The sequence below is a fragment of the Streptomyces sp. NBC_00104 genome (genome assembly GCF_045160825.1).
GTDB lineage: Bacteria > Actinomycetota > Actinomycetes > Streptomycetales > Streptomycetaceae > Streptomyces.
In genome coordinates this window covers 1,108,055-1,132,645 of the sequence record NZ_CP108215.1, presented here as the reverse complement: position 1 = coordinate 1,132,645, position 24,591 = coordinate 1,108,055, and the positions used below count along the sequence as shown (strand labels likewise).

General features: G+C 72.2%; 17 protein-coding genes and 2 pseudogenes. 3 read left to right on the top strand and 16 right to left on the bottom strand.

Annotated elements, in window-relative coordinates; all coding sequences use genetic code 11:
* Positions 1-45: 45 nt before the first annotated feature.
* Positions 46-198 (top strand): annotated as a pseudogene (locus tag OG272_RS04805) (alpha-amylase); the annotation flags it as partial.
* Between the two features lie 204 nt (positions 199-402).
* Positions 403-2,035: pseudogene (locus OG272_RS04800) on the top strand (IS200/IS605 family accessory protein TnpB-related protein).
* 358 nt (positions 2,036-2,393) lie between these two features.
* Here OG272_RS04800 and OG272_RS04795 read toward each other — a convergent pair.
* The 14 genes from OG272_RS04795 to OG272_RS04730 all read right to left on the bottom strand — a co-directional run bounded on the left by OG272_RS04795 (position 2,394) and on the right by OG272_RS04730 (position 19,471).
* Positions 2,394-4,139 carry an ABC transporter ATP-binding protein gene (locus tag OG272_RS04795; RefSeq protein ID WP_405892631.1) on the bottom strand — a complete coding sequence of 582 codons (1,746 nt, stop codon included), beginning with the start codon at positions 4,137-4,139 and terminating at the stop codon, positions 2,394-2,396.
* A complete protein-coding gene (locus tag OG272_RS04790; RefSeq protein ID WP_327732338.1) occupies positions 4,136-5,017 on the bottom strand; it encodes an ABC transporter permease in 882 nt (293 codons plus the stop codon). The genes OG272_RS04795 and OG272_RS04790 overlap by 4 nt, the downstream gene beginning before the upstream one ends.
* A 14-nt stretch (positions 5,018-5,031) precedes the next feature.
* Positions 5,032-5,991 carry an ABC transporter permease gene (locus OG272_RS04785; RefSeq protein ID WP_327731073.1) on the bottom strand — a complete coding sequence of 320 codons (960 nt, stop codon included), beginning with the start codon at positions 5,989-5,991 and terminating at the stop codon, positions 5,032-5,034.
* Positions 5,988-7,577: an ABC transporter substrate-binding protein gene (locus tag OG272_RS04780; RefSeq protein WP_327731074.1), complete on the bottom strand. Its 1,590-nt coding sequence runs from the start codon at positions 7,575-7,577 to the stop codon at positions 5,988-5,990. The genes OG272_RS04785 and OG272_RS04780 overlap by 4 nt, the downstream gene beginning before the upstream one ends.
* Positions 7,578-7,649: 72 nt before the next feature.
* Entirely contained in the window at positions 7,650-8,450 is an 801-nt protein-coding gene (locus OG272_RS04775) for a class I SAM-dependent methyltransferase (RefSeq protein ID WP_327732339.1), read from the bottom strand.
* 176 nt (positions 8,451-8,626) lie between these two features.
* Entirely contained in the window at positions 8,627-9,889 is a 1,263-nt protein-coding gene (locus OG272_RS04770; RefSeq protein ID WP_327731075.1) for an MFS transporter, read from the bottom strand.
* On the bottom strand, positions 9,873-11,066 hold the full coding sequence (locus tag OG272_RS04765) for a mandelate racemase/muconate lactonizing enzyme family protein (RefSeq protein WP_405892629.1): 1,194 nt from the start codon (positions 11,064-11,066) through the stop codon (positions 9,873-9,875). Before OG272_RS04765 ends, OG272_RS04770 begins: the two co-directional genes overlap by 17 nt.
* Positions 11,063-12,151: a PLP-dependent cysteine synthase family protein gene (locus OG272_RS04760; protein WP_405892627.1), complete on the bottom strand. Its 1,089-nt coding sequence runs from the start codon at positions 12,149-12,151 to the stop codon at positions 11,063-11,065. The genes OG272_RS04765 and OG272_RS04760 overlap by 4 nt, the downstream gene beginning before the upstream one ends.
* Entirely contained in the window at positions 12,148-13,047 is a 900-nt protein-coding gene (locus tag OG272_RS04755) for a Rossmann-like domain-containing protein (RefSeq protein WP_405892625.1), read from the bottom strand. The genes OG272_RS04760 and OG272_RS04755 overlap by 4 nt, the downstream gene beginning before the upstream one ends.
* A complete protein-coding gene (locus tag OG272_RS04750; RefSeq protein ID WP_327731079.1) occupies positions 13,044-14,300 on the bottom strand; it encodes an ATP-grasp domain-containing protein in 1,257 nt (418 codons plus the stop codon). Before OG272_RS04750 ends, OG272_RS04755 begins: the two co-directional genes overlap by 4 nt.
* Before the next feature lie 148 nt (positions 14,301-14,448).
* Positions 14,449-15,012, bottom strand: a complete 564-nt coding sequence (locus OG272_RS04745) for a GNAT family protein (RefSeq protein ID WP_326584813.1) — start codon at positions 15,010-15,012, stop codon at positions 14,449-14,451.
* A 61-nt stretch (positions 15,013-15,073) separates the two neighbouring features.
* Entirely contained in the window at positions 15,074-16,576 is a 1,503-nt protein-coding gene (locus tag OG272_RS04740; protein WP_405892624.1) for a DUF2201 family putative metallopeptidase, read from the bottom strand.
* 44 nt (positions 16,577-16,620) lie between these two features.
* Positions 16,621-17,892 carry an AAA family ATPase gene (locus tag OG272_RS04735; RefSeq protein ID WP_405892623.1) on the bottom strand — a complete coding sequence of 424 codons (1,272 nt, stop codon included), beginning with the start codon at positions 17,890-17,892 and terminating at the stop codon, positions 16,621-16,623.
* A 70-nt stretch (positions 17,893-17,962) separates the two neighbouring features.
* Complete coding sequence (locus OG272_RS04730) at positions 17,963-19,471, bottom strand: hypothetical protein (RefSeq protein ID WP_405892621.1); 1,509 nt, start codon at positions 19,469-19,471, stop codon at positions 17,963-17,965.
* Between the two features lie 404 nt (positions 19,472-19,875).
* Between OG272_RS04730 and OG272_RS04725 the strand changes: the two genes are divergently transcribed.
* Positions 19,876-21,357 carry an MFS transporter gene (locus OG272_RS04725; protein WP_327731082.1) on the top strand — a complete coding sequence of 494 codons (1,482 nt, stop codon included), beginning with the start codon at positions 19,876-19,878 and terminating at the stop codon, positions 21,355-21,357.
* A gap of 31 nt (positions 21,358-21,388) precedes the next feature.
* Here OG272_RS04725 and OG272_RS04720 read toward each other — a convergent pair whose 3' ends face one another.
* Together OG272_RS04720 and OG272_RS04715 are read right to left on the bottom strand one after the other, a co-directional pair.
* Positions 21,389-23,101, bottom strand: a complete 1,713-nt coding sequence (locus tag OG272_RS04720) for a cellulase family glycosylhydrolase (RefSeq protein WP_405892619.1) — start codon at positions 23,099-23,101, stop codon at positions 21,389-21,391.
* 153 nt (positions 23,102-23,254) lie between these two features.
* Positions 23,255-24,361 (bottom strand): GDSL-type esterase/lipase family protein, encoded by a 1,107-nt coding sequence (locus OG272_RS04715; protein WP_405892617.1) that lies wholly within the window; start codon positions 24,359-24,361, stop codon positions 23,255-23,257.
* Positions 24,362-24,591 lie beyond the last annotated feature (230 nt).

The window sequence follows — 24,591 nt, the reverse complement described above, 5'->3', positions numbered from 1 at the left end:
ACGCGGACGCCGCGCCCCGGCGGCCGCGAGGGAGGAACGCCTGCCATGACGGTGATCTACGAGATCAACACCCTCGTCTGGCTACGGGAGTTGAGCGAACGGTACGGACGCCGCGTCACCCTCGGCGACGTGCCCGGCGAGGTCTGGGACGAGGTCGCGCTGCCGGGCCTCGACGCCGTCTGGCTGATGAGGGTGTGGAACTGCTGCCGATGGAGTGCGTTCAAGTGCGTTCTGGTGAGCGGGAGTGAGTGCTGCTGGTCTGTGTTGTGTCACGCGCCTCGGTGGTGGTGTCGGTTTCAGCGGGGAACTGACGTTCTCTCATCGAATGCGTGACCTTCGTGGGTGGCGCTCGTTTTCCATGGCGACAGGGTTCTTCGGGTGGGGCCGGGCGGGAGTGACAGAGTGGGTGGACTGAGGAGCATCGCCGCGCCGTTCGTCGCGTCCGGTCCGAGTGGTGTGGCCGTGCGAACCCGCCTCAAGCAGCTGACGCCGGACGATGAGAAGGCGCTGCGCCAGGTCGGCGGACATCTGGGGTCGCTGGCTTCGAAGGATCTCAAGGCGCGGTGCCGGGTCGGCCTGGAGCATTCCGGTCAGGCGTGGGCGGTGCGTAAGCGGGAGCTGACGCCGCTGTCGTCGTCGCGGTGGGCGGGGGCGATCACCAAGGCCTCGCATGACCAGTGGGCGCTGGCCCGGCGCTGCCAGCTCGCGCACATCCAGGGCCTGGAAGCCGGTGTTCGCACCAACGAGGACCGGCTGTCCCGGCCGGTCGTGCAGAAGGGGACGAAGAAGGCGCCGGGGGGTTGCCGGTCCCGGCGGGAGTGGCATGCGAAGTCGAGGCGGCTGCGGGTCCTTGAGGACCGGCTGGCTGCCGCGCGGGCGGACCGTGAGGCGGGCGTCGTGCACGTGGTGCGCGGCGGCAAGCGTCTGGCCCGCTCCCGGCACCACCTGGAGGCGGCCGGGCTGTCCGAGTCCGGGTGGCGTGGGCGGTGGGAGGCGGAGCGCTGGTTCTGTCAGGCGGGACGGGGAGTCCGGCAAGCGCTCCGGCAACGAGACCATCCGCATCAGCCCCGACGGCGAAGCGAGTATCAAAGTCCCCGCGCCGCTCGCACATCTGGCGAACGTCCCGCACGGGCGGTACGTCCTGGCCTGCCGGGTCGCGTTCGCGCACCGGGGCGGCGAGTGGGCGGACCGCGTCGCCACCGACCGGGCGATCGCCTGTCGCATCCACTACGACACCGGCCGGGACCGCTGGTACCTGACGGCCGTCTGGCAGATTCCGACCGCACAGACCGTCCCGATGGACGCCGCGCTCGCCCACGGTGTGGTCGGCGTGGACATGAACGCCGACCACCTGGCCGCCTGGCGCCTGGACATCCACGGCAACCCGACCGGCAGCCCGCGCCGCTTCTTCCACGACCTGACCGGCACCGCCGGACACCGTGACGCCCAGGTCCGCCACGCCCTCACCCGCCTCCTGCACTGGGCCCGTACCTGTGATGTGAAGGCGGTCGCGGTGGAGGACCTGGACTTCGCCGCCGAGAAGACCCGCGAGAAACACGGCCGCCGCACACGCTTCCGCCAACTGATCTCCGGCATGCCCACCGGCAAACTCCGCGCCCGACTGACCTCGATGGCCGACGCCACCGGTATCGCTGTCATTGCCGTCGACCCGGCCTACACCAGCCGCTGGGGTGCCCAGCACTGGCAGAAACCCCTCACCACCACAAGCCGCACCACCACCCGCCACGACGCTGCCGCCGTGGCGATCGGAAGGCGCGCCCAGCAACACCCGATCCGGCGACGGACGACACCGCCCCCACAGCACCGGAGCGATGCGGTGGGGCATCGGACCGTCCAGGCCCGACCAGGTGTTCCTGGGCGTGAGGAACCCCGCCGCCGCATTCCCGGACCACGGACACGATCCGTGCTGCCCGGTTGCGGAGTGAACGCGGGCGACCAGAACGCCCAACACCGTCCGGGGCGTTCGGCCGAGCATGAGACCTGGCAACAGGACTCACTCCCGCTCAGTCCCTAGAAACGGTGTGGGAACGCAGCCCGGCCGGCGTATCGCCCTGCGCGACGAGAACCTGATGGCCGTCGTTCCGCGCGGCCCTGCCCGACCTCACGGAGGCGGACATCGCCGGATCCCCGTACTGCGTACGGAACTACGTCGTCGACCCCGGCGGCCACGTGCTGTCGGCTGCCGCCGCCGTACGCACGGGCGAATGGCGAGCCCTGACCCCGGTCGGATGGCCGGACGACGACACCCACCACAACTTTCTCGAGGCCGATGCCGGTCGGCTTGACGCGCGTACTCACGTACCGATACGTCTCCGACCCGCCAAGAGCGCCGCGTGTGCGATCGGTTCGCGCTCGTCATACCGCTGCCTGTGTCACACGTCCGCATGCGGAGAGATCGTGGGACGGGCTGCCCGTGTCGTCGTGGCGATGAGCGAGGCGGTGAAGGCGTGTTGCGGCGCTGTGAGAACCCTTTCGGCGGGTCCCTGTTCGACCAGTTCCCCGGCATCCATGACCGCGATGCGGTGGGCGACGGCAGCGGTGTCCAGGTCGTGGGTGATCAGCACCAGGGCCGGGCCCTCTCCCTCTACCGGTCCGCCACTGTGACTGCCGTCGTCGCCGTCGCCCAGCAGACCCGTGAGGACGTCGAGGATGCCGCGCCGGGTGACCGTGTCGAGGCCCGAGGTGATCTCGTCGCAGATCAGGACGCGGGGGTGGGCGAGGAGGGCGCGGGCCAGGGCGGCGCGCTGCAGTTCGCCGCCGGAGAGCCGGGTGGGGCGGCGGTGGGCCAGTTCCTGGGGGAGGCCCAGACGAAGGAGGGTGGTCAGGGCCTCGGTCTCGGCGGTACGGGCGTCGACGCCGCGCAGCCGAACCGCCGTACGGGCGACCTGGCTCAGAACCGGGCGGTGCTCGTCGAAGGCGGCGCGGGCGTCCTGGAATACGTACTGGACCGCCGCCAACTGCCCCCGGCCGCGGTCGCGCAGGCTGTGCGGCAGGGGGCTGCCATCGAGGAGGATCGCGCCGTCGTGATCGCGATGGAGCCCGGCGAGACAGCGGGCGAGCGTGGTCTTGCCGCTGCCCGAACGGCCGACGACGGCCATCGATTCGCCTGCGTACAGGGCGAGTTCGGGCACTCGCACGGTCACCGACGTGCCGCGTGATCCGTCGCGATGGCGGGCGATGAGGTCGCGGACGCGCACCACGGGGCGTGCGGCTCGCCCGGCCGCCGATCCGCTCCGGTCGCCCGACCCTGTCCTTCCGGGTGACCCCGTCCCTCCGGGTGACCCCGTTTCCGCGCCCGCTCCCGGCCCTGTTTCCGCGCCCCCGGCCGTCCCCGTGAACGACAGCTGCGCGGCGAGGAGTTGGCGGGTCCACTCGTGTCGGGGTGCCGACCACACCCGCGATGTCGGGCCCGACTCCACGACGCGCCCCGCTCGCATGACGTGGACCTCGTCGGAGAGCGCGCGGACGACGTCGAGGTCGTGGCTGAGCAGGACGACCGCGATGCCCTGAGCCGCGACCGCCGCCAGTTGCTCGACGATGAGGCTCTTGGTCAGCGCGTCCTGGCCGGTGGTGGGCTCGTCGGCGACGATGACCCGGGCACCGAGCAGGAGGGCCTGGGCGAGGACGACACGTTGCTGCTGGCCGCCGGAGAGCTGGTGCGGATAGCGGCGCAACAGGGTCGCGGGGGAGGGGAGTTGGGCATCGGTCAGGGCGTGCAGGACGCGTTCCCGCATCGCTGCTCGGCGGGCGCCACGGGGCAGGTGACGTACCCGCGCGTGGGCGATGTCGTTCAGGAGGGCGGTGATCCGGCGGGCGGGATTGAGGACGGCCGCCGGATGCTGGGGCACGTATCCGACGAGGCCGTCGGCCGCCGTCACGCGGACGTCACCGGTGACGCGTGCGCCCGCCGGGAACTCACCGAGGAGGGCCAGCCCCGTGGTCGTCTTCCCGCTCCCCGAGGCACCCACCAGTGCGGTGATCCTGCCGGGCAGCACCCGCAGACTCACTGCCTCGACGATCGCCCGGCCGCCCACCTCTACCCGTAGATCCGTGATCTCGGCCAGAGGTGCCAGGGGTGCCGGGGCGGCCGGGCCGGTCTCGTCGTCGAACCGCTTCACGACCGTCGTTCCTTCCGTACCCGGCGCTCGCCGCGCCGGCCGTTCCCGTCGCGTCCGCCGGGCTTCTCCAGCGCGGCGTCGAAGAGGAGATTCGTGCCCGTGGTCAGGGCGACGATCAGCAGGGCGGGTACGACCACGGCCCACGGCTGCACGAACAGACCCGTGCGGTTGCGGTCGACCATCACCGCCCAGTCGGCGGCGTCCGGGGCCACCCCGACCCCGAGGAACGCGGCCGTGGCGACCAGGTACAGCACACCGGTCAGCCGGGTGCCGGCGTCGGCGCCGAGGGTGCGCAGGATGGAGCGGCCGACGTAGCCGACGGCCGTACGCCACCAGCTCTCGCCCTGCAGACGGAGCGCCTCGACGACCGGACGGGCGGCGGCCTCCGTGGCGGCGGCGCGCACGAGGCGGGCCGCGTCCGGCACGTTGACCAGCGCCACGAGGAGGGCGATGCCCATGGCTCCCGGGGTGAACACGGAGGCGACCAGCAGGATCAGCAGCAGCGACGGGATCGCGATCAGCACGTCCAGGGGCCGCATCAGAAGTTCCTCCAGCCAGCGCCGGTGCGTCAGCGCGGCGAACAGACCCACAGGTAGCGCGACGAGGTAGGCCAGGACACCGGCGCCGAGCGCGGTCAGGACGACCGGTCGGCCGCCGTGCAGCACCTGCCGCCATACGTCCCGGCCCACGAAGTCCGTGCCGAGCCAGTGCCCGTCGCCGAGCGTGAAGGAAGCGGACCGCGCCCCCGGCTCACCCGCGAACACCGGTCCCAGGAGGGCGAGGAGGAGAGGTACGGCGATGATCGTGACGCCGAGCGCGAAACGGCCCGTACGCCGCCGCCGGGAAGGGGAGACGGGGCCCGTGTCGGCCGCGCTGATGTCCGCGCCCGCCGTCACGCCGCCACCCCCGCCCGGGGTGCTAGCCGCCGGGCCACCACGTCCGCGCCCAGATTGAGGACGACGGTCAGGACGCCGAAGACCACGGCCAGGCCCTGGACGACGGGCACGTCGCGTTCGGCTACGGCGTTGAGGAGGACGGTGCCGAGACCGGGGATCACGTAGAGGGCCTCCACGACGATGACGCCGCACAGCAACCAGTCGACGGTGCGGGCGAGTTGCTGCGCGGCCGGGGCGAGGGCGTTCGGCAGGGCGTGGGCGTAGCGGACGCGGGCGCCCGGGACGCCGTACCGGCGGGCGTGGGCGACGTACGGGGAGGCGAGGGCGTCGACCATGCCCGCGCGGACCAGGCGGACGAGGGAGCAGACCGGCCGGGAGAGCAGGACCAGGACGGGCAGGACGAGCGCGGCCGGGTGGGCGAGCAGGTCGGTGCCGTAGCCGACGGCGGTCGGCGGCAGCCAGCCCAGCTTCAGCGCGAACACGGTCACCAGCAGCACACCGAGGGCGAACTCGGGGACCGCGTACACGGCGAGTGTCAGGGAGCTGATCAGCCGGTCGACGAGTCCGCCCTCGTGGCGGGCGGCCAGTACGCCGAGGCCGAAGCCGATCGGCACGAGCAGGGCCACGGTGAGCGCGGCCAGCAGCAGGGTCGGCCCGAAGCCGTCGGCGATGTACCGGCCGACCGGGCGGCCGGAGGTCAGGGAGGTGCCGAAGTCTCCGTGCGGCAGGCCCAGCGCCCAGTCGGCCAGCCGCTCGTGCACCGGCCGGTCGAGGTGCATGGACTCGCGGATGGCGGCGATGCGCGCCGGGTCGGGCTGGTCGCCGGCGAGGGCGACGGCGGCGTCGCCCGGCAGCGCCTCGGTGAGCGCGAAGACCAGCAGCACGACGGCTACGGTCTGCGCCACGCCGAGGAGCAGCCGCCGGGCGACGAAGGAGCGAAGACCGCCTCCGCTCACGCCAGCCACACCTTGTCGAAGCGTGCCCAGTCGAGCGTGTTGGCGGGCGCCTTGGCCTCAACTCCCTTCACCATCTTGGCCGTTCCGATGATCCAGTCGGCGAACCCCCAGATCAGGAAGCCGCCCTCGGCGTACAGCCGACGCTGCATCCGCTCGTAGACGGCGGCCCGCTCGGTCTTGTCCCGCGTCGACTGTGCCTGCTGGTACAGCGCGTCGAAGTCCTTGTGCCGCCACTTGGTGGCGTTGGTGGTGGAGTCGGTGAGCAGCCGCTGCGAGAGGTGCGCCTCGATGGGCATGGCGCCGGAGCGGTAACAGGCGAGGGTGCCGGAGTCGAGGATGTCGCTCCAGTACGAGTCCTTGCTGCCCGTCCTCACGTCGATGGTGACGCCCGCCTTCGCGGCCTGGTCCCGGAAGATGCCGGCCGCCTCGATGAACCCGGCTGCCACGGCCGAGGTGTCCAGCGAGACCTTCAGCTTCTCGGCACCGGCCTGCTTCAGCAGGGCCCGGGCCCGGTCGAGGTCCTGCTCGCGCTGCGGGAGGTCGGCGGCGTAGTACTCGTAGCCCTTGCCGAACAGGTCGTTGCCGACCACGCCGGCGCCGGAGAGTGCCCCGTCGACGAGTTCCTGACGGTCGGCGATCAGGAAGAACGCCTCCCGCACCCGCTTGTCGTCGAAGGGCGCCCGGTCCGTCTTCATACAGAACGCCTGCATGGCGCTGTTGCGCAGCCGGACGATCTCGATCTGCCCCTTGCCCTCATGGGCACGGGCGGTGGTGGGGTTCAGCTCATGGGCGTACTCGACCTGGCCACCGAGGAGCGCGTTGACACGGGCGGACTCCTCGTTGGCGACGACGAATTCGAGTTCGTCGAGGTGCGGGGCGCCCTCCCAGTAGGCGTCGTAACGGCGGAGGACGGCCGAGCGGCCGGGGGAGAACGACACGAAGCGGAAGGGACCGGAGCCGACAGGCTTCTTGTCGAAGTCGGTGGCGTTCTTCCCGGCGTTCTCCGGCACGATGTACGCGCCGAACGCCGCCAGTACATTGGGGAATTCGGCGGTCGGCCGCTTCAGTACGAACTCGATGCCCCGCTCACCGGTGGCCCGGCTGGCGTCCAGGTCGATGGGTTCCAGGGAAGCCTTGGCGCGGAAGGCCTTCTCGGGGTCGGCGATACGGCGGTAGCTGTACAGCACGTCCTTCGCGGTGACCGGCCTGCCGTCGTGGAAGGTGGCCTCGCGCAGGGTGACCTGCCAGCGGTCCAGGGCCTTGTTCGACTCCCACTTCGCGGCGAGGCGCGGCTGCGCGGACAGGTCGGCCCCGTAGTCGGCGAGCTTGTCGAACAGCGCCTTGGCTCTGGCGACGTCGGCGAACAGATTGGCCAGGTGGGGATCGAGCGTCTCGCCGGCACCGCCGCCCGCGAACGCGGCCCGCAGCCGCCCGCCGCGCTTCGGCTTGCCGTCGCCGTCGGCCGCCTGGGTATCCGTACCGCCGCTCTCGCCGCACCCGGTCAGGGCGAGCGCACCGAGCGTGACGGCACCTGTGGCGGCGAGGAAGCCGCGTCGGCGCAGGCCGGGGAAAAGTTCGTCGTGCATGAAAGTTCCTTGGGTGAGGTGAAGTGCGGTGAGGTGAGGTGAGGTGAGCGGTGCGGTGGAGTGGGGCGGGTGTCAGAGGGAGCGAGTGCCGATGCCGAGGCGGGCGACGACATGCAGCCGGTCCGCGTCCGCCGTACGGCCGGGCAACTGCCCCTCCCGCCAGGGTGGTTCTGTGCGCGGGCCCGGACCGTCGTGGAGTTCGAGCACCTCGAAACCGTGCCCGGCCAGGACATGACGCAGTTCCTGAGGGAACAACAGCCGCCAGGCGGACCGCTGTTCGGCGGGCGGTGCGCCGTCGTCCGAGGTCCAGACGCGGATACGGCGCAGGAGCTGGGCGGCGCGGTCCACGGTGAGCGTGGTGGTGGACCGGTGGGCGGTGCCCTGCCAGGTGAAGGCGTTGACGGTCGGGGTGTCGAGGAGGTCGGTACGGCCCAGGAAGTAGGCGCCGTTGCGCATCTCGGCGACCAGCAGCCCGCCGGGTGCGAGTGCCCGGCGACAGGAGGCGAGGAAGCCGTCGAGCTGGGTGTTGGTGTGGCAGTACAGGAGCGAGCTGTCCAGGCAGACGACCGCGTCGAAGGCTGCCCGGCCCAGATCGAAGCCGTGCAGATCGGCCCGCACGTACGTGGGACCGGGGTGCCGGGCACGGGCATGGGCGAGCATCGCCTCGGAGAGGTCGGCGCCGGTCACCGTACGGCCGACGCCGTGCAGGTGGGCGGCGTCGCGACCGGTGCCGCAGCCCACGTCCAGGATCCTTGGTCCGCCGCCGTGGCGCCGCAGACAGTCCTCGGCCCAGCGCCCGGCCAGCCGCTCGGGATCGGGGAAGCGGGCCTCGTACAGCTCGGGGTTGTCGGTGAGGAGATTACGGCCCGGCACGGGGCCGGTCGCGCGACCCCGAGACCTGGCCGTCGCCGCGCCGGTCGGTCGTCCGGTACCTCTGTCCGTCCTCGTGGCGGGTGCTTCGGCCGTCGCTTCGCCGGTCGTCCGGTCGCTCACCTCGTCGGTCGCTCGGTCGCTCACTCCGGCCGTCACCTCGTCGGTCGCTCGGCCGGTCACGCGTTGCTCCTTTCGGAGGCCGGCGGGGCGGCGGCCGGGGCCGGGGGCGCGGGCAGTGCTCCCAGCCGGTGGAGCCAGCCGACGCCGGCCGCCGAGACCAGCCCGAACAGGGCGCAGCTCACCCAGGCCAGCCACGCGTGTCCGCCGCGCTCCCCGGCGTCCATGGCCCACCCGACGGCGGTGTTGCCGATGGCCGCGGCGACGCCCGAGACGACGTAGAAGATCCCGAAGTACGTGCCGGTCAGCTCGGGCCGCCCGAAACGCGGGATCAGCTCCATCACGAAGGGCGAGGCGACCATGAGGCCGAGGTAGAGGAGCAGTGCGCCGAGCAGGACCAGTGCGGCGGCCGGCCACCCGGAGGTGCCGAGTCCCGCCCCCACCGCCGGCGGCAGGAACGCCAGGCCCGTCACGGCGAGCCCCACACCGATCCAACGAGCCCTGTCGCCAAGCGACTTGAGCGATCTGGTGATGCGCAGCTGAAGCGCGAGGTTGGCGAGCGTGCCGACGAGGAAGACGAGACCGGCGGCGCCGTCCCAGCCCGTGGCCTCCCGGGCCCCGGCCGGCAGCAGCAGATACAGCTGGTTCTCCAGGGTGAACATGCCGACCATGGCGAGCGCGAACGCCAGGAAGGCCCGGTTCCCGAGAACCTCCCGCCAGTCCCCGAGGACACCGCCGCCGCTCGGCTCGGCCTTCCGCGCGGGCAGGACGAGGGCCTGCGCGACGGTGAGGACCGCGAAGATCCCGGCGGCGGTGAGCGCGGACGTACGGAAGTCCACGAGCAGGAGCACGCTCCCCAGCAGCGGACCGATCAGCGCACCGGTCGTCGCGAAGACGTTGAACAGCGCGAACGCCTCCGCCTTGCGCTCCCCGGCATCCTGCGCCAGATAGGCCCGCACCGCCGGGTTGAACAGCGCCCCGGCGAGCCCGCTGAGCACCGACGCGGCGAGCAGCACCGGCAGCCCGTCGCCGAGCGCGAACAGCCCGAACCCGACGGTCCGCAGCGCACACCCGGCGATGATCACGCCCCGCGCGCCGAGCCGGTCCGAGGCGGAACCGCCGATGATGAACAGGCCCTGCTGGCTCAGGTTGCGGACGCCCAGGACGATGCCGACCACGGCCGCCGACATACCCAGGTTCTCGGTGAGGTGCGTGGCGAGGTAGGGGATCAGGAGGTAGAAGCCGATGTTGACGCCGAGCTGGTTGACCAGCAGGAGGCGGACCGCGAACGGGAAGCGGCGTATCTCATGCCATGTCTGCACGACGTATCTCCCCCGCCTTCCCGGTCATTGCCGTCTCCGCCGTCTCCGCCGTCTCTGCCGTCTCCCCGGTCCTCTCGGTCCTCTCAGTCCTCTCGGTCTCCTTGGACTCGCGGAGCCGAACTCCCAGCCCCGGAAGGGCACTTGTTTGTACAAACCCGTCGGTGCCCCCGATGCCGGTCCACGGGTCGTCGGCGAGCAGGAGATGTCCGTCGAGGTCCACCCAGCGGGCCCGGTCGGCGAGATGGACGGCGGGCGCGAGTCCGAGGCTGCTGGCGGTGAGGCACCCGAGCATCAGCTCGGTGCCGCTGCCCTCGATCAGCCGGGCGATCCGGAGCGCGGCGTGGACGCCCCCGCACTTGGCGAGCTTGACGTTGACGCCGTGCACCCGCCCCGCCAGCCGCCGTACGTCCTCCAGCCCCACGGCGTCCTCGTCGGCGACGACGGGAAGCGGCGAGCGCTCCGCGAGGGCCGCGAGGGCGTCCGGATCGCCGGGGGCGAGGGGCTGTTCGACGGCCTCCACCCCGAGTTCCGCGAAACGCGGTAGCAGGGCCTCGGCCTGCGCCGGTGTCCAGGCACCGTTGGGGTCGAGGAGCAGCCGGGCACGGGGAGCGGCGTCACGGACGACCCGTACGCGCTCGACGTCGTCCTCGGGGTCCGGGGCTCCGGCCTTCACCTTGAGGACCTCGAAGCCGCTCGCGGCGAGCCGACGCGCCTGTGCCGCGGCACGCGTCGGCGAGGTGATGCCGATGGTCCGGGCGGTCGCGGCCGTCGGCGCGACCGGCGCGCCGAGGAGCCGGTGCACGGGGCTGCCCGCCCGCTTTCCGACGAGGTCGAGCAGCGCGGCCTCGACGGCGGCGGTGACGGCCGGAGGGACGGCGGTCGCCCGGCCGACGGCCGCAGGAGCGCTCGCCCCGGCCGACTCGCCGCCCCGCAGGGCCTCCAGCGCGCTCTCCGGATCGCGGAAGCGCGCGAGGTCCGTGGCGACGTCCGTGAACAGCCGCTCCAGGGCGTCGGCGTCGAGGCCGTAGTAGACGCTGGTGACGGCCTCACCGTGGCCGTGCGCCCCGTCGTCGTCCTCGACGGTCAACCACACGGCGTCACGCGCGGACATGGTGGAGCGGGAGATGCGCAACGGCTCGGCGAGTTCGAGGCGTACGGTGCGCTGGGTGACCTTCACAGTCTCTCTTCCGAACGGGGGGCCTTGAGCGGGTCGGCGACCCTGCCGCACCGGACCCAGCCGACGGCCTCGGCCGCTCCGGGATGGGGGATCTCGACGGGGCGGGTGGCGGCGGAGGCCGGGTCGAGGCCGTGGGCGGCGGCGAAGTCGTCGTCGTAGACGCTGCCGAGGTAGCGGTGCGGGCCGTCCGGGAAGACGGTGGCGACGACGGCGCCCGGGTGGACGCGGGCCGCCCAGGCGGCGACGAGCGCGACCGCGCCGGTGCTCCAGCCACCGCTGACGAAGCTGCCCCGCGCGAGGCGTCGACAGCTGTCGACGGCCTCCGCCGGGCCGACCCAGTGCACCTCGTCGAAGGCGTCGTAGGCGACGTTGCGCGGGTGGATGCTGCTGCCCAGGCCGCGCATCAGCCTCGGCCGGGCCGGCTGGCCGAAGATCGTCGAACCGGTGGAGTCGACGCCGACGAGGCGCAGCGCCGGCCAGTGCCGCTGCAGCGGGCCGATGATGCCCGCGCTGTGGCCGCCGGTGCCGACGCTGCACACCAGGACGTCCAAGTGGTCCAGCTGGACCGCGAGTTCGGCGGCGAGCGAGGCGTAACCGGCGGTGTTGTCGGGGTTGTTGTACTGGTCGGGCCAGTACGCGCCCGGCAGCACGGCGAGCAGCTCCCGCAGCCGCGCGAGGCGTGCCGCCTGCCAGCCGCCCAGGGCCGCCGGACGGTCCACCAGCTCCAGCCGTACACCGTGGGAGCGCAGCAACTGCCGCATGGACGGCTCCAGTTCACTGTCTCCGACCAGCACGACGGGATGGCCGAGCGCCTGCCCCGCGAACGCCAGCCCGATGCCCAACGTGCCGGACGTCGACTCCACCACCGGAGCGCCGGGCCGCAGTTCACCGCGTTCGCGGGCACCCAGCAACATGGACACGGCGGCCCGTGCCTTCATACCGCCCGCCGCGAGCCCTTCCAGCTTGGCCCAGAACCCCGGCTGCGGACCGGGCAGATCGGCGGTGATGCGCGCCAGCGGCGTCCGTCCGACCAGGGACAGCAACTCCGGGCGTGCGACGGCACGCAGGGCGGTCGGCGCGGTCACTGGCCGCCTCCCGAATCAGGACCCGAATCAGGACCCGAATCGGGAGACGAACCCGAACCGGCGTCCGCTCCGTTCAGGCGGTAGCGGTGCAGTGTGCCCGCGCCCGCGTCCAGCCAGAAGAAGGGATACGGCTCCGCGCACACCGCGCTCACCCCGTGACCGAGGAACCGGGGAAGCACCGCGCTGCCCGTCTGCGCGAACATCACCAACTGCTTGCCGTACGCCAGCGCGTGCCGCCGCAATGGTTCGAAGCTGCCGTTGCTCAACGTCATCCCGGAGGCCAGGAGCGCGTCACAGCGGTCGGCCGCGCCGAGCGCGTCGGTGACGACCTTCTCGCCCCACTCCGTGACCCCGCCCTTGAGATCGCACGGCACATAGCGGAGCCCGCGTGAACGCAGCGCCTCCAGCAGGGAGTTGACGACGCCGACCACCAGTACGTTCGCGCCCGGCGATAGATCGAGCAGCTCGACGACGGCCCGCGCCCGCGCCCTCGACTTCTCCAGCGACGTGCCGCCCGGCAGCGGGAAGGGCCGTGCCCCGTTCTCCGGTGTGTGCGGGTCGACATGCATCAGATAGGCGTCCAGCGCGGCCACCCGCACCGGGAGCGACGGATGCTCCAGGAGCCGGGCCACATCGGTGCCGACGCACTCGTCGATCGCCGCGTCCGGCAGGGCACCGGGTTCGACCGCGCAGGACCCCACGGCCCCGGCGAGACGCAGACTGAGCACCTCGTTGCGATAACCCGTGCCGCGCCCGTCGTGCCGCACGGCCTGCCGTGTCACGAACGCCACGGCGATGCGCAGCGTCCCGGGATCCGGGCCGAGCCGGCCGGATCTTGCACGCTCCACCAACTCCTCGTAGGTGGCCGCGCCGGCCACCGGAGCGAGGGCGGTCACCGGATCACCAGGCCGGAGCTCAACTCGCCCAACAGCGCCTCGACCTGTCCGCGCGCGCCCGGCCCGGCCGGGTCGCCCACCATGACGTGGCCGAGATACTCGTTGTTGCTGCCGGCCGCCTTGACCTGCCTTCCCGGCTCGGCGAGCTGCACCTCCAACACCCCTGCGACATCGACGAGTCGATCGCCGTCCAGTGCTTCGAGCGTGCCCGACCTCTCCGGTACGAGGAAGCCGACGGCGGCGCTGCGCAGCCCGGTCTCCCGGTGCCGCAGATCGGGCTCGCGGCCGAGGGCGACCTCCACGGCGGCCGCGGCGAGGTCGATGCCGGTGACATGGCGGATCAGCTCGGTGATGCGGTTCCCGGCGGGCCGGGGGTTCACCTCGACCACGCGCGGACCGGCCGGGGTCAGCTTGATCTCGGTGTGCGCCACGACGCCGTCGGTGAGACCGAGCGCCTTGAGCGCGCCCAGCGCGGTCTGCTCGGCGGCATCGGCGTCGGCACCGGACAGGGCGGCGGGGAACATGTGCCCGGTCTCGATGAACGCGGGCGCCCCGCCGATGCTCTTGTCGGTCACTCCCACGACGTGCACGGCCCCCGCGTACGACACGGTCTCCACGCTCACCTCGGGCCCGCTCAGCAGCTCTTCGAGGAGGACGGTGGGCACCCGCCGCTGTCCGCGCGCGTTCAGCGGGAAGTCGGCCAACAGCCTTACCGCATCCGCGAGTTCGGTCTCGTTGTCCACGCGCCGTACGTACATGCCCGCGCACAGGTCGACGGGCTTCACGACCAGCGGATAGCCGATCTCCCGTGCCGCTCGGGCGACATCGGCCCACTCCTCGTGGAGGGCGAAACGGGGGCCGGGCACGCCGGAGTCGGCGAGGACCCGGCGGGTGGCGTCCTTGCGGCAGGCGTTCGCGACGGCCTCCGGGCCCGGCCCGGGGAGTCCGAGGTGGCCGGCGATCCGGGCCACTGTCGGCAGGTAGTAGTCGCAGGACGAGATCACCCCGTCGAAGCCGAACACCGCGTGCAGGCGTTCCGCCTCCGGCAGGAGGGTGTCGATGTCGTTGGTGTCGGCCGTGACCACGTTCCGCGCGCCGAGCAGCGGATGGGCCGTGCCCTCGGGGGCGGAGCGCAGGTAGTGGTGCAGGTCGCGGGTGAGGAACGTGAACTCGTGCCCGCCCTCCCGGATGGCCCGTGGGAGCAGCCTGCTCATCGATCCGACCCAGCTCTCGACCACCAACAGATGAGCCACAGCTCCCCTTTTCGTGCGGTGCGTTCAGGCGTCACGGCAGCCCGGCGACACCTCGACAAGGAGGTGCCCGGCTTGGCATGTGCACCTTATCGATAATCGTTTTCATTGTCATGGGGAGGGGGTGACGGGGATGCGGGAGTGGTGTCGGTCAGAGTTCGCCGAACGGGTGTCGCGCCGCGAACTCCGGTGCGGTCATCCCGAAGAGCACCAGGTCGTGATGGCGTCCGGCGAAGAACTTATGGTCGCGCCGCCTGCCCTCCTCGACGAAGCCGAGCCTCCGGTGCAGCGCGAGCGACGCCTCGTTGTAGGCGTACACGCCCGTCTCGCACTTGTGATGGCGCCGCTCGCCGAACATGAAGCGCAACAGCAGCACCACCGCCTCGGACGCGTACCCGCGTCGCTGATGGTCGCCGCCGACCCCGATGCCGTACGCGAACCTGCCGTCGCGCGGCTCGGTGTCGTGCGTCGAGACGGCCCCGACCAGCTCACCACTGTCCAACGCCTCGATCGCCAGCCGGAAGACGTCCCCGTCCGGCTGGGCGACGGCCTGTTCCGCCGCCCAGCGGCGGTAGCCCTCCGCGGAACGCGGCGGAAAGAGCGCGTCCACCGACCGTTGGTGTCCCGAGTGCCCGTCGATCCGCATGAACGCCTGCCAGTCCTCGGGCTCGATCCCGCGCAGCCGTACCCGCTCACCTGTCCAGAAGTCGCTCATCCGCCCATGTCAGCAGGGCCTTCGTGGGGGCGTCCAATGATTTCCGGCGGTGCCCACGGGCCTACCCGATCTCGACCACACGGGCCCACTCGGGCGGTGAGTCCGGTACGTAGTCGGGGTCGTCCTCGTCCCACGAGGTGTGCCGGCGATGCCGGGGGAACAGGCCGACCACCGTCCGGCACGGTGGCCGGGTGCTGGGCCAGGGGGTCTGTCCGTCGGTGAGGGCCACGATGACGTCGGGCCTGGGGTGGCTGCGGAGCGCCTTGGCGAAGCCGGCGCGGAGGTTCGTACCGCCGCCGCCCAGCAGGGGGATGCCCTCGGCCCGGCACAGCGGGTGGGCGATCCGGGCCGCCGCGTCGCACGGTACGACGGTGACGAGATCACGTCGGCCGCCGACGGCACGGGAGATCGCGGCGACCTCCAGGAGGGCGCTGCCCAGTTCCGCGTCACTGACCGACCCGGAGGTGTCGATGATCACGGAGACATGGGGCGGGCGGCGCCGCAGACTCGGCAGCACGGTTCCCGGCACACCGGCCGAACGCCGTGACGGCCGGCCGTAGCTGTAGTCCTCGCCCGCGCCGGGCGCGGAGGCCGCCGACCGGACCGCGGCGCCCAGCAACGCCCGCCACGGCTGCGGCGGATGGAAGGCCTCCTCCGCCCAGCGCCGCCAGCCCTCGGGCGCGGACCCCGGACGGCCGGTGATGCCCTGCGCCACCCGGAACCGGACCGCGTCCCGTTCCTGGTCGCTCAGGCCGTGCGCCCCGTCCGGCCCCAGCTCCCATTCCCGCTCCAGGCCGTCGGCGCCGCTGCCACAGTCCAGCCACGCCAACTCCAGCGTGCGCGGCCCGAGTTGGAACTGGCGCAGATAGTCCTCCATCAGCTGTCCCTCCGGCAGCCTCAGGAACGCCGGATCGACGACCCCCTCGGGCTTGACCAACCCGTCGCCGAACACGTCGTCGTTGATCTCGCAGTCGGCGGCGATGTTCATCCGCAGCCGCTCCCCGGGGCCGGTCAGCTCACGCTCCCTGGCGACCCGGTCGCTGCGCCCGTGATGGTCGCGCAGCAGGTGCGACACCTCGTGCACCCATACGCCGGCCAGCTCCTCCACCGGCGTACGGTCCACGAAGGCCGGGGAGACGTAACACCGCCAGTGCCGGTCCACGGCCATCGTGGGCACGTGCCGAGACTCGACGGTGTGCAGCGCGAACAACGCCGTCGCCAGGTAGGGACGGGCCCGCGCCGCCTGCAACCGGGCGGTGAAGAGTTTGTCGAGGTCGAGGCTCTGGGCGCCGATGGCGACGGGACTCCCGTCGGTGCCCCTGGCCCTGCCCCTGCCCCCGGCCGTGCCCGTGGCGGTGCCCCTGCCCCTGCCCCCGGCCGTGCCCGTGGCCGTGGCCGTGGCGGTGCCCATGCCCCCGGCCGTGTCCGTGGCCGTGGCGGTGCCCGAGGTCGTCGCCGTGCCGATGCCGATGCCGCTGCTGCTGCCGCCGCTGCTCGCGGCCGTCGCTGTGCCGCTGCCGCTGCCCATGCTCGCGCTCGTCCCGGTGTTCGTGTCGGTGCTCACTTCGGCCCTCGCTCCGGGGTTCATGTCCCCACGCGCGCCCGTGCTCATCGGCGGCCCTTCGTCGCCGTCCTGGCGCGGGCCGCCGCCTGGTCCGCCCGCCGGGACAGGGTGACCACTCCGGCGAGGTTCTCGATCGCCGTCGGAACGTCCCAGTCGTCTCGGCGCAGTGAGGCGAGGGTGGTCGCGGGGACGACCACCAGGTCCGGGGCCCCGGTCTCCAGCGCCCGGACGAGCAGCGCCCAGGCCGCGTCCCAGCGGGCCCGTTCCGGACGCGCCCGGACCGCCGTCACCACCCCGTCGAGCACCGCCTGCCGCAGATCCCCTCGCTGTGGCAGTTCCGCCGCCGCCGGATCGGCGAGCAGCACCTCGGGATCCGGGAGGTCCAGCCGGTCCAGACTGGCCAGCAGCTCCAGCCCCGGGCCGTCGCCGACGGTGCCCCTGACCAGCAGGGAGAGCACATCGCGCGAGACACCGGAGGCGGTCGCGAAGGCGATCAGATGCAGGGTCATCTCCCAGCTGCGGGGCGACGGCCACGGCCCGCCCCGACGGGTCTCGCTGCTGGGCAGCTGATGCACGAGCTTGGGGCGCGCGGCCAGCAGCGCACACACCGCGCGTCGGGCGAAGACCACCGCCTCCGACAGCCGCTCCGGCGCGAGCCGCGGCAGGGTGGCCCGCGGCCAGGTCCCCCCGAGACCTCGTACGACGACCTCGTGGTCGTGCGTCCACTGCAGGTGCACGAACCGGTTGGCCAGCGGTGGGCTCAGCTCCCAGCCGTCGGCCGCCGAGGACCGGGGGTTGGCGGCGGCCACGATCCTTACGCCGGGCGGCAGTTGGAGCGCGCCGATCCGCCGCTCCAGCACCAGCCGCAGCAGCGCGGCCTGAACGGCGGGCGGCGCCGTGGACAGTTCGTCCAGGAACAGCAGTCCCCGGCCCGCCCGTACCAGTCGCACCGCCCAGTCCGGCGGAGCCATCGGCACACCCTGCTCGGCCGGGTCGTCTCCCACGATCGGCAGCCCGGAGAAGTCGGACGGCTCGTGCACGCTGGCGATCACGGTGGTCAGCGGAAGATCCAGGGCGGCCGCGAGCTGTGTCAGCGCCGCGGTCTTGCCGATCCCCGGCTCACCCCACAGCAGTACGGGCAGGTCCGCGGCGACGGCCAGGGTCAGCGCCTCCAACTGTGTGTCGGGACGCGGTTCGGTGGTCGTGGTGCGCAGCAGGCTCAACAGGTCACCGGCTACGTCGAGTTGGGAGGTGTGGTCGGAGGCGGCGGTATCGGAGAAGACGGTGGGCAGGACGGAGGGGGTGCGTGTGGGCATGTTTGATCACCTTGGGTGTGTAGTGGGCTGAAAGCGTCCCGGTGTTTCGGCGTGCGGCCCGGGTCCTCGGTCAGAAGAAGGTCGCCACGCGGGGACGGCGGTGGCGGGAAGGGCGGCGGCCCACGTGGGAGCGGACCCGGCCGGGGGCGGGATCGGCGAGGCCCGCCCGGTACAGGCCGTAGGCGATCCGCCGTCGCGCGGCCGACTCCAGCTCGTCCCGCAGAGGGCCGTCGCGCAGCACCGCCTCGGGGCCCAGGAGCCCTTCGACGACGGCCAGCGCACCGGCGATGTCCCCGTGGTCCAGCCGTTCGCGTACTCCGGACAGACAGTCCGGGCGACGGTGTGCCTCGTCGATGGCCCGCAGACAGGGGAGCGGGGTACCGGTCAGTTCGACCAGCAGCTCCTCCCGGCGGAGCTCGGCCGGGTCATGGTCCAGTGCCACCAGCACCCCGTCGACCAGGCCGATCCGGTGCCGCTCACCCCGGCACTCCACGATCCGCGCTCGCTCCGCCCGGTCCGCGGCCTCGGACGGTCCCGACCGTACGTGATCCGGCACCAGCGCCGACGCGACCAGCGGATGCAGCCGCTCGACCTCGATCGCGCCGGCACGGATCAGCTCCAGATCGGGCAGCACCCAGGTCGCGGCGTCGGGCAGGACCGGCAGCGAGCCGGTGGCACCGACGTCGCCGGACACGGCCCTGATCCGCAGCGCGGGTGGCCCGTTGCCGCCGTCGCCGATGCCCGTGCGGTCGCCCGCACCCGCACCCGCACCCGGGCTCGGGCCCGGGTCGAGGTCCAGGACGATTCGGCGTCGGGTGCCGCACCGCACGAGGACGGATCCGGCGGACCGTCCCTCGGCGCGCAGCACCGTCGCCGCCTCGTCCGCCCATCGCTCGACGGCACAACCGCGCTCCGACGCCAGCGTCCCCAGCATCTCCGTCCCCAGCATCTCCGTCCGCGGCACCTGCGGCACCTGCGGCACCTGCGGTTCCGGGCACGGTGGAGGCGGCCCGTCGGCGGCCGGCCGATCCGCTCCGGAACGCACCCGCAGTTCACCCGCCCTGCGGGCATCCCACAGATGACGATGCAGATCGAGCCGGTACCGACGGCTGGGCCGCGGATGCGGATGCCCGCGGGCACCGGCCTCGGAACGGGAGCCGTCCCACAGCGCGAGGCCGATCCGCTGCCCGGCATCCGCCCAGGCGGGTGGAGTCCGGGCCACGAGGTGCACGGCGTGCGGGCCGTCGCGCCCCGCCGCGGGGTACCGGGCCAGTGTGATGGTCAGGCCCGGGCGCAGCAGCCCGTCCGGAGCGATTCTCGGCATGTGCCAGCGCAGCAGATCCGGAGCCAGATGCCGTAGATCGGCGCGGACTCGGGCCGCCAGCTCCTGGCCGTGACCGCCTGCCAGGGAACGCATGTCGAAGTCGATGTCGAAGCCTGCGGCGGCACACGCCCCGGCCCAGTCGCCGACGGCACGGCGGGCGGTCGCAGTCTCGATCATGGAGGGTGGCACGGCGAACTCGCGCACGCGCGACCAGAAGGAAAGCCGGGAATCCCCGTTCGCGATGGGAGTGAGCATCAGCACTCACCTTGCGCGGACGGGACCCCCATTCTGCCAACGGAATGAGTAGTCATCGCGGGGATCGTAACGCCGCCCGCGCTGATCCCGCACATGTTTTTCGACAGCCTTCGACGACTGGCTCACCGGCCCCCGCGCCGCCCCTTTCCTGACCGACGCCAAGGTCACCCGTGACCACGGGTCGTGGTGGCTGAAGGAGGCGTTCCGCGGGCACTGAGCGCGGCCGGGCGGCACCGGCTGCCCAAGTGGTGAGGGCCGGGGCGGCGGCGTACGGTCGAACAGTGAACGCGGCGGTGGACGGAACCGTTCACCGAATCCTGCCTTTGCGATCTGCCATGAGCAACCCACACCCGACTTCCCCAGCGCGGACCACCACCCGGGAAACAGGTGGTGGTGGGAGTGCGATGGCGCTGTTCGTCATCGCGTCGTGTCAGTTGATGGTGGTGCTGGACATCACCATCGTGAACATCGCACTGCCGGACATCCAGCGGTCGCTGGACTTCTCGACGACGAGCCTCGCCTGGGTGGTCAACGCGTACACACTGACCTTCGGCGGGCTGTTGCTGCTGGGCGGGCGGGCCGGGGACATCCTCGGCCGGCGGCGGGTGTTCGTGTTCGGTGTGCTGCTGTTCGTGCTGGCCTCGCTGCTCGGCGGTCTGGCGCAGAACGCCGGCCAACTCCTCGCCGCCCGCGCCCTCCAGGGTGTCGGCGGTGCCATCGCGTCCCCGACGTCCCTCGCGCTGATCAGTACGACGTTCCGTGAAGGACCGGAGCGCAACAGGGCGTTCGGGGTGTTCGCGGCGGTCTCGGCGGGCGGCGGCGCGATCGGGCTGCTCGCGGGCGGCATCCTCGTGGAGTGGCTGAACTGGCGGTGGGTGCTCTTCGTCAACGTGCCGATCGGACTGCTGATCGTGCTGGCGACGCCCCGCTGGATCAAGGAGTCGGAACGCCACCCGGGGCACTTCGACATCACCGGCGCGCTGACCTCCACCGTGGGCATGGTGCTCCTGGTGTACGGCTTCATCCGGGCCGCGCAGGAAGGCTGGCGGGACGCTCTCACGGTGGCCTCGTTCGCCGGGGCCGTCGCCTTTCTCGCCCTGTTCATCCTGGTCGAGCGGCGTTCGAAGCAGCCGATCACACCGCTGCACATGTTCCGCGACCGGAACCGGGCGGGCACCTACGGCATCATGCTGTGTCTCGCCGCCGCGATCTTCGGCATGTTCTTCTTCCTGACGCTCTTCGTGCAGAACGTGCTGGGCTTCAGCCCGTTGCAGGCCGGCCTCGCCTTCCTGCCGGTCAGCGCGGTCATCGCGGTCGGCGCCGGCCTGGCCTCGAAGTTCCTGCCCACGTACGGGCCCAAACCGTTCATGGTGGGGGGCGCGATCCTGTCCGCGGCCGGGCTCGCCTGGCTGACCCTGACGGACGTCAACTCCACCTACGCCGGCAGTGTCCTCGGCCCGATGCTCGTCTTCAGCCTGGGCATGGGCATGGAGTTCGTCTCGCTGACCCTGATGGCGCTCTCCGACGTCCCCACCCCCGAGACCGGCGCCGCCTCCGGACTCCTCAACGCCACCCAGCAGGTCGGCGGTTCGCTCGGCCTCTCCATCCTCGTCACGATGTACGGCACGGCCAGCAGCAACGAGGCGGAGAAACAGGTCCCGGAGTTCCTGTCGCAGGCGACCCCGGCCGAGCGCCTGCGGTTCGAACAGACCGGGCAGCTTCCGCCGCCCTGGTCCCACGAGGTGCTCACCGCAGGCGTCTCGGCCGCCTTCGTCATGGCCGCCGTCTTCACGGTCATCGCCGCCCTGATCGCCGTACTGGCCATCCAGGTCCGGCCGTCCGACCTGGAGCGGCTCAAGGGCGGGGTCGGGCCGGGCCCGGGCTGAGGCAGCAGGGGGATGCGAGCGATCGAGGCGGTCAAGTCGACGTGCAGGCCGCCCCGTTGAGTGTGAACGCGGTCGGGGCCGGGTTCGTGGTGCCGCGCGTCGCGGTGAAGCCGAGGGTGACCGAGCCGGACGCGGGGATGTTCGCCGTGTACGAGGCGGCCGTGACGGTGACGTCCGCTCCGGACTGGGTCGCCGTGCCGCCCCACAGGTTGGAGACGCGCTGGCTGCCCGGGAAGGTCCAGCGCAGGGTCCAGCCGCTGATCGCCGAGGTGCCCGTGTTGCGGACGACGATCTCGCCCTGGAAGCCGCCGGACCACTCGCCCGTCACCCGGTAGCCGATGGCACAGGCCGCCGTAGAACCGCCGGAGGCGGTCGTGACGGTCACCGTGCCCGAGCGCGTAGAGCGGTTGCCGGCCGCGTCGCGCGCGTAGACGGCGAAGGTGTGCGAGGTGGCGGGAGTCAGACCCGTGAGTGTGGCGGAGGTGCCGGTCGTGGTCGTCGCGGCGGTCTCCGTCGTGCCGCTGACGCGGACCACGTCATAGCCCGTCACGCCGGTCGCGTCGGTGGCGGCGGTCCAGGTCAGGGTGGCCGACGAGGAGGTCACCGCGGAGGCGGTCGGGGTGCCGGGCGTGCTCGGGGGAGTGGTGTCGCCGCCGGAGGAGGAGTAGATGGCGGCCTCCTTGGCGGTGGCGGCGATGCCGTTCGCGCCGTTGAAGAGGCGTTGGCCCCAGCCGGTGAGCTGGTTCGGGTCGAAGTTCGTCACCATGTCCAGGTACTCGACACCGCCGCCGTTGCCGCTCCAGGACCAGCCGAGGTAACCGAGGCCGAGGCGCTGCGCGGTCGCGAGGATGGCGTCCTCGTCGGGGTTGCCGTCCGAGTGGTTGTGCCCGAACTCGCCTACAACGATGGGCAGTTCGGCAGCGACGAACCGGTTGAGGTAATCGCTCACCTCGGCCGCCGTGTCGAAGACGCCGTACATGTGGATGGAGAAGATCGTGTTGGCGTCCGGATCGGCGGCGAAGACCGACGCCGCGTTGTCGCGCATCGTGAAGGCCCAGTCCTGGCCCCAGTTGGGGGCGTCGACCATGATCGTGTGGTCGAATCCGGCGGTGCGCAGCTTCTGGATCGCCGCCTTGGTGTCGGCCGTCCAGCTCGCGTAGTTGGTGTTGCCGTACGGCTCGTTGCCGATGTTGACGATGACGTGGTCCTCCTGGCCGGTCAGCGCGCTCTGCACACCGATCCAGTAGTCGGCGGCGCGCGAGAGCGTGACCGCGCCGCTCTGCTCGCCGTAACCCGTCGTGTCGTGCACCTCCAGAACGCAGATGAGCCGGTTCCGCTTGCACTGCGCCACGACGTTCGCCACGTCCGCCGTGTCGTTACGGGTCCACCGGTCCCCGCTGGAGAGGACCACCCGCACGGTGTTGGCGCCCTTGGCCTTGATGTGGGCCAGCGAGCCGATCTGGTTCGGATACCAGGTGTGGGCGTGGTTCACGCCGCGCATCACGAAGTCGTTGCCCGAGCGTTCCAACAGCCGGCCGTTCTCTATCCGGAAACCGGCGGGCGCCGCGGGTGCCGCGTGCGCCGGCGCGCCGAAGGCGAACAGAGGGAGGAGCAGGCCGAGGAGGGCTGCGGCGAGCGCGGCCGCGCGTGCCGTCCGTGCTGTCCGTGCCGCGCGTGCCGTGCGTGCTGTCCGTGCCGCGCGTGCCGCGCGGGGGAGGGCGGGCGTGCGCCTACGGGATCTCATGGCGGCTCCAAGAGGGGGCGTGGGGAGGGGGTGATGGGGCGGTGTTCCGATGCGTTCGGGGCAGGGGGCCGTCGGTCCGTCGTCGCACGACGACGGCCTGGGGCGGCGGTCCTCGCCGTGCGGACGGCGGACACGACGGCACCCCGCCGTCCGTCACGAGGTGGCGGCCCTCGCCGTGCAACCGACGCTCGCCGACGGCGTCCCGGCCGTCGTGGACGTCGTGGCGACGAACCCGAACGTGGCGCTCGCGCCCGGCGCGAGCGTGCCGTTCCACGAGGCGTTGGTGACGGTGACCGTGCCGTCGGCCGCCGTGGTGGAGCTCCCGTTCCAGACCTGGGTGAGACGGGCCCCGTCCGCCGGTGCGACGGACACGGTCCACCCCGACACGGTGGCCGCCGACGTGTTGGTCACCGTCACCTCGCCCTGGTAGCCGCCCTGCCAGACGTTGGTGGCCCGGAAGACCGCCCCGCACAGGGGCTCCCCGCCACCCGGATCACCGGGGTCGCCCGGTACCCACGCGTCCAGCACCGCGCTCAGCGCCGGGTACCAGCGGGAGGCGATCCTGTCGTCGCCGGCGGCGTTCGGATGCACGCCGTCGTACGTGTCGGTCGCCGTGCTGAACCCCGTCCACTGGTCGACCACGGTCACCGGCGAGTCCCCGGTGCTCGTGGCCCGCGCCCAGTCGGGGATCCGCGCGTTGAAGTCGACGACACGCTGCGCGCACCCCGCACAGCTGCTGGGGTTCATGGGGATGAGCTGCGCGACGAGGATCCGCATGTGCGGGTTGGAGGCCCGCAGCTGCCCGACCAGCTTGGTGTATGCGGCGAGGATGCGGTCGGGGGCGATGCTGCTCCACACGTCGTTCGTGCCGAAGTGCATGACAACGATGTCGGGAAGCGTCGCGGCCAACCGGGCGGGCAGCAGGTTCTGGTCGGCGACGTTGGTCACCAACTCGCCGCCGTGGCCTTCGTTGTCGCCGTCGTGCTCCTGCCCGCAGCCCTGCGTGCCGAGCGTGCCGACGAAGTCGATGTCCGTGTGGCCGGCGTTCCGCAGCCGGTTCCACAGCACCGCCCGCCAGCAGCCGGGCGAGCCGGTGATCGAGTCGCCGAGCGGCATGATGCGCACGGGAGCCGCCGCGATGTCGGGCGCGGACGCGGCTGCGGCGGGCGGTGCGAGGGTCGGACCTAGGGTGAGGAGCAGGGTGGTCAGAAGGCCGAGAAGCGGCAGGTGCCGTGAGGGGGAGTGGCGGGGCTTGCGCATGGTGTGTCCCTTCCCTGGTGAGATGGGAGCGCTCCCAGGTGAACATGCCATCGTTGTCATTAACGCGTCAAGATGGGTGCGTGACTGGCTTGTTGTGCGCGCGGCGGCAGCGAGTCGGCGATGCCGGGCCGGCGCAGCCCCATCCCCCGCGAGGCCGTCTCGGGCGACTCGACCCCGGGGTGGTGATCGTTCAAGAGTAAGAACGTCTATCACGTGCATGGATATTGACG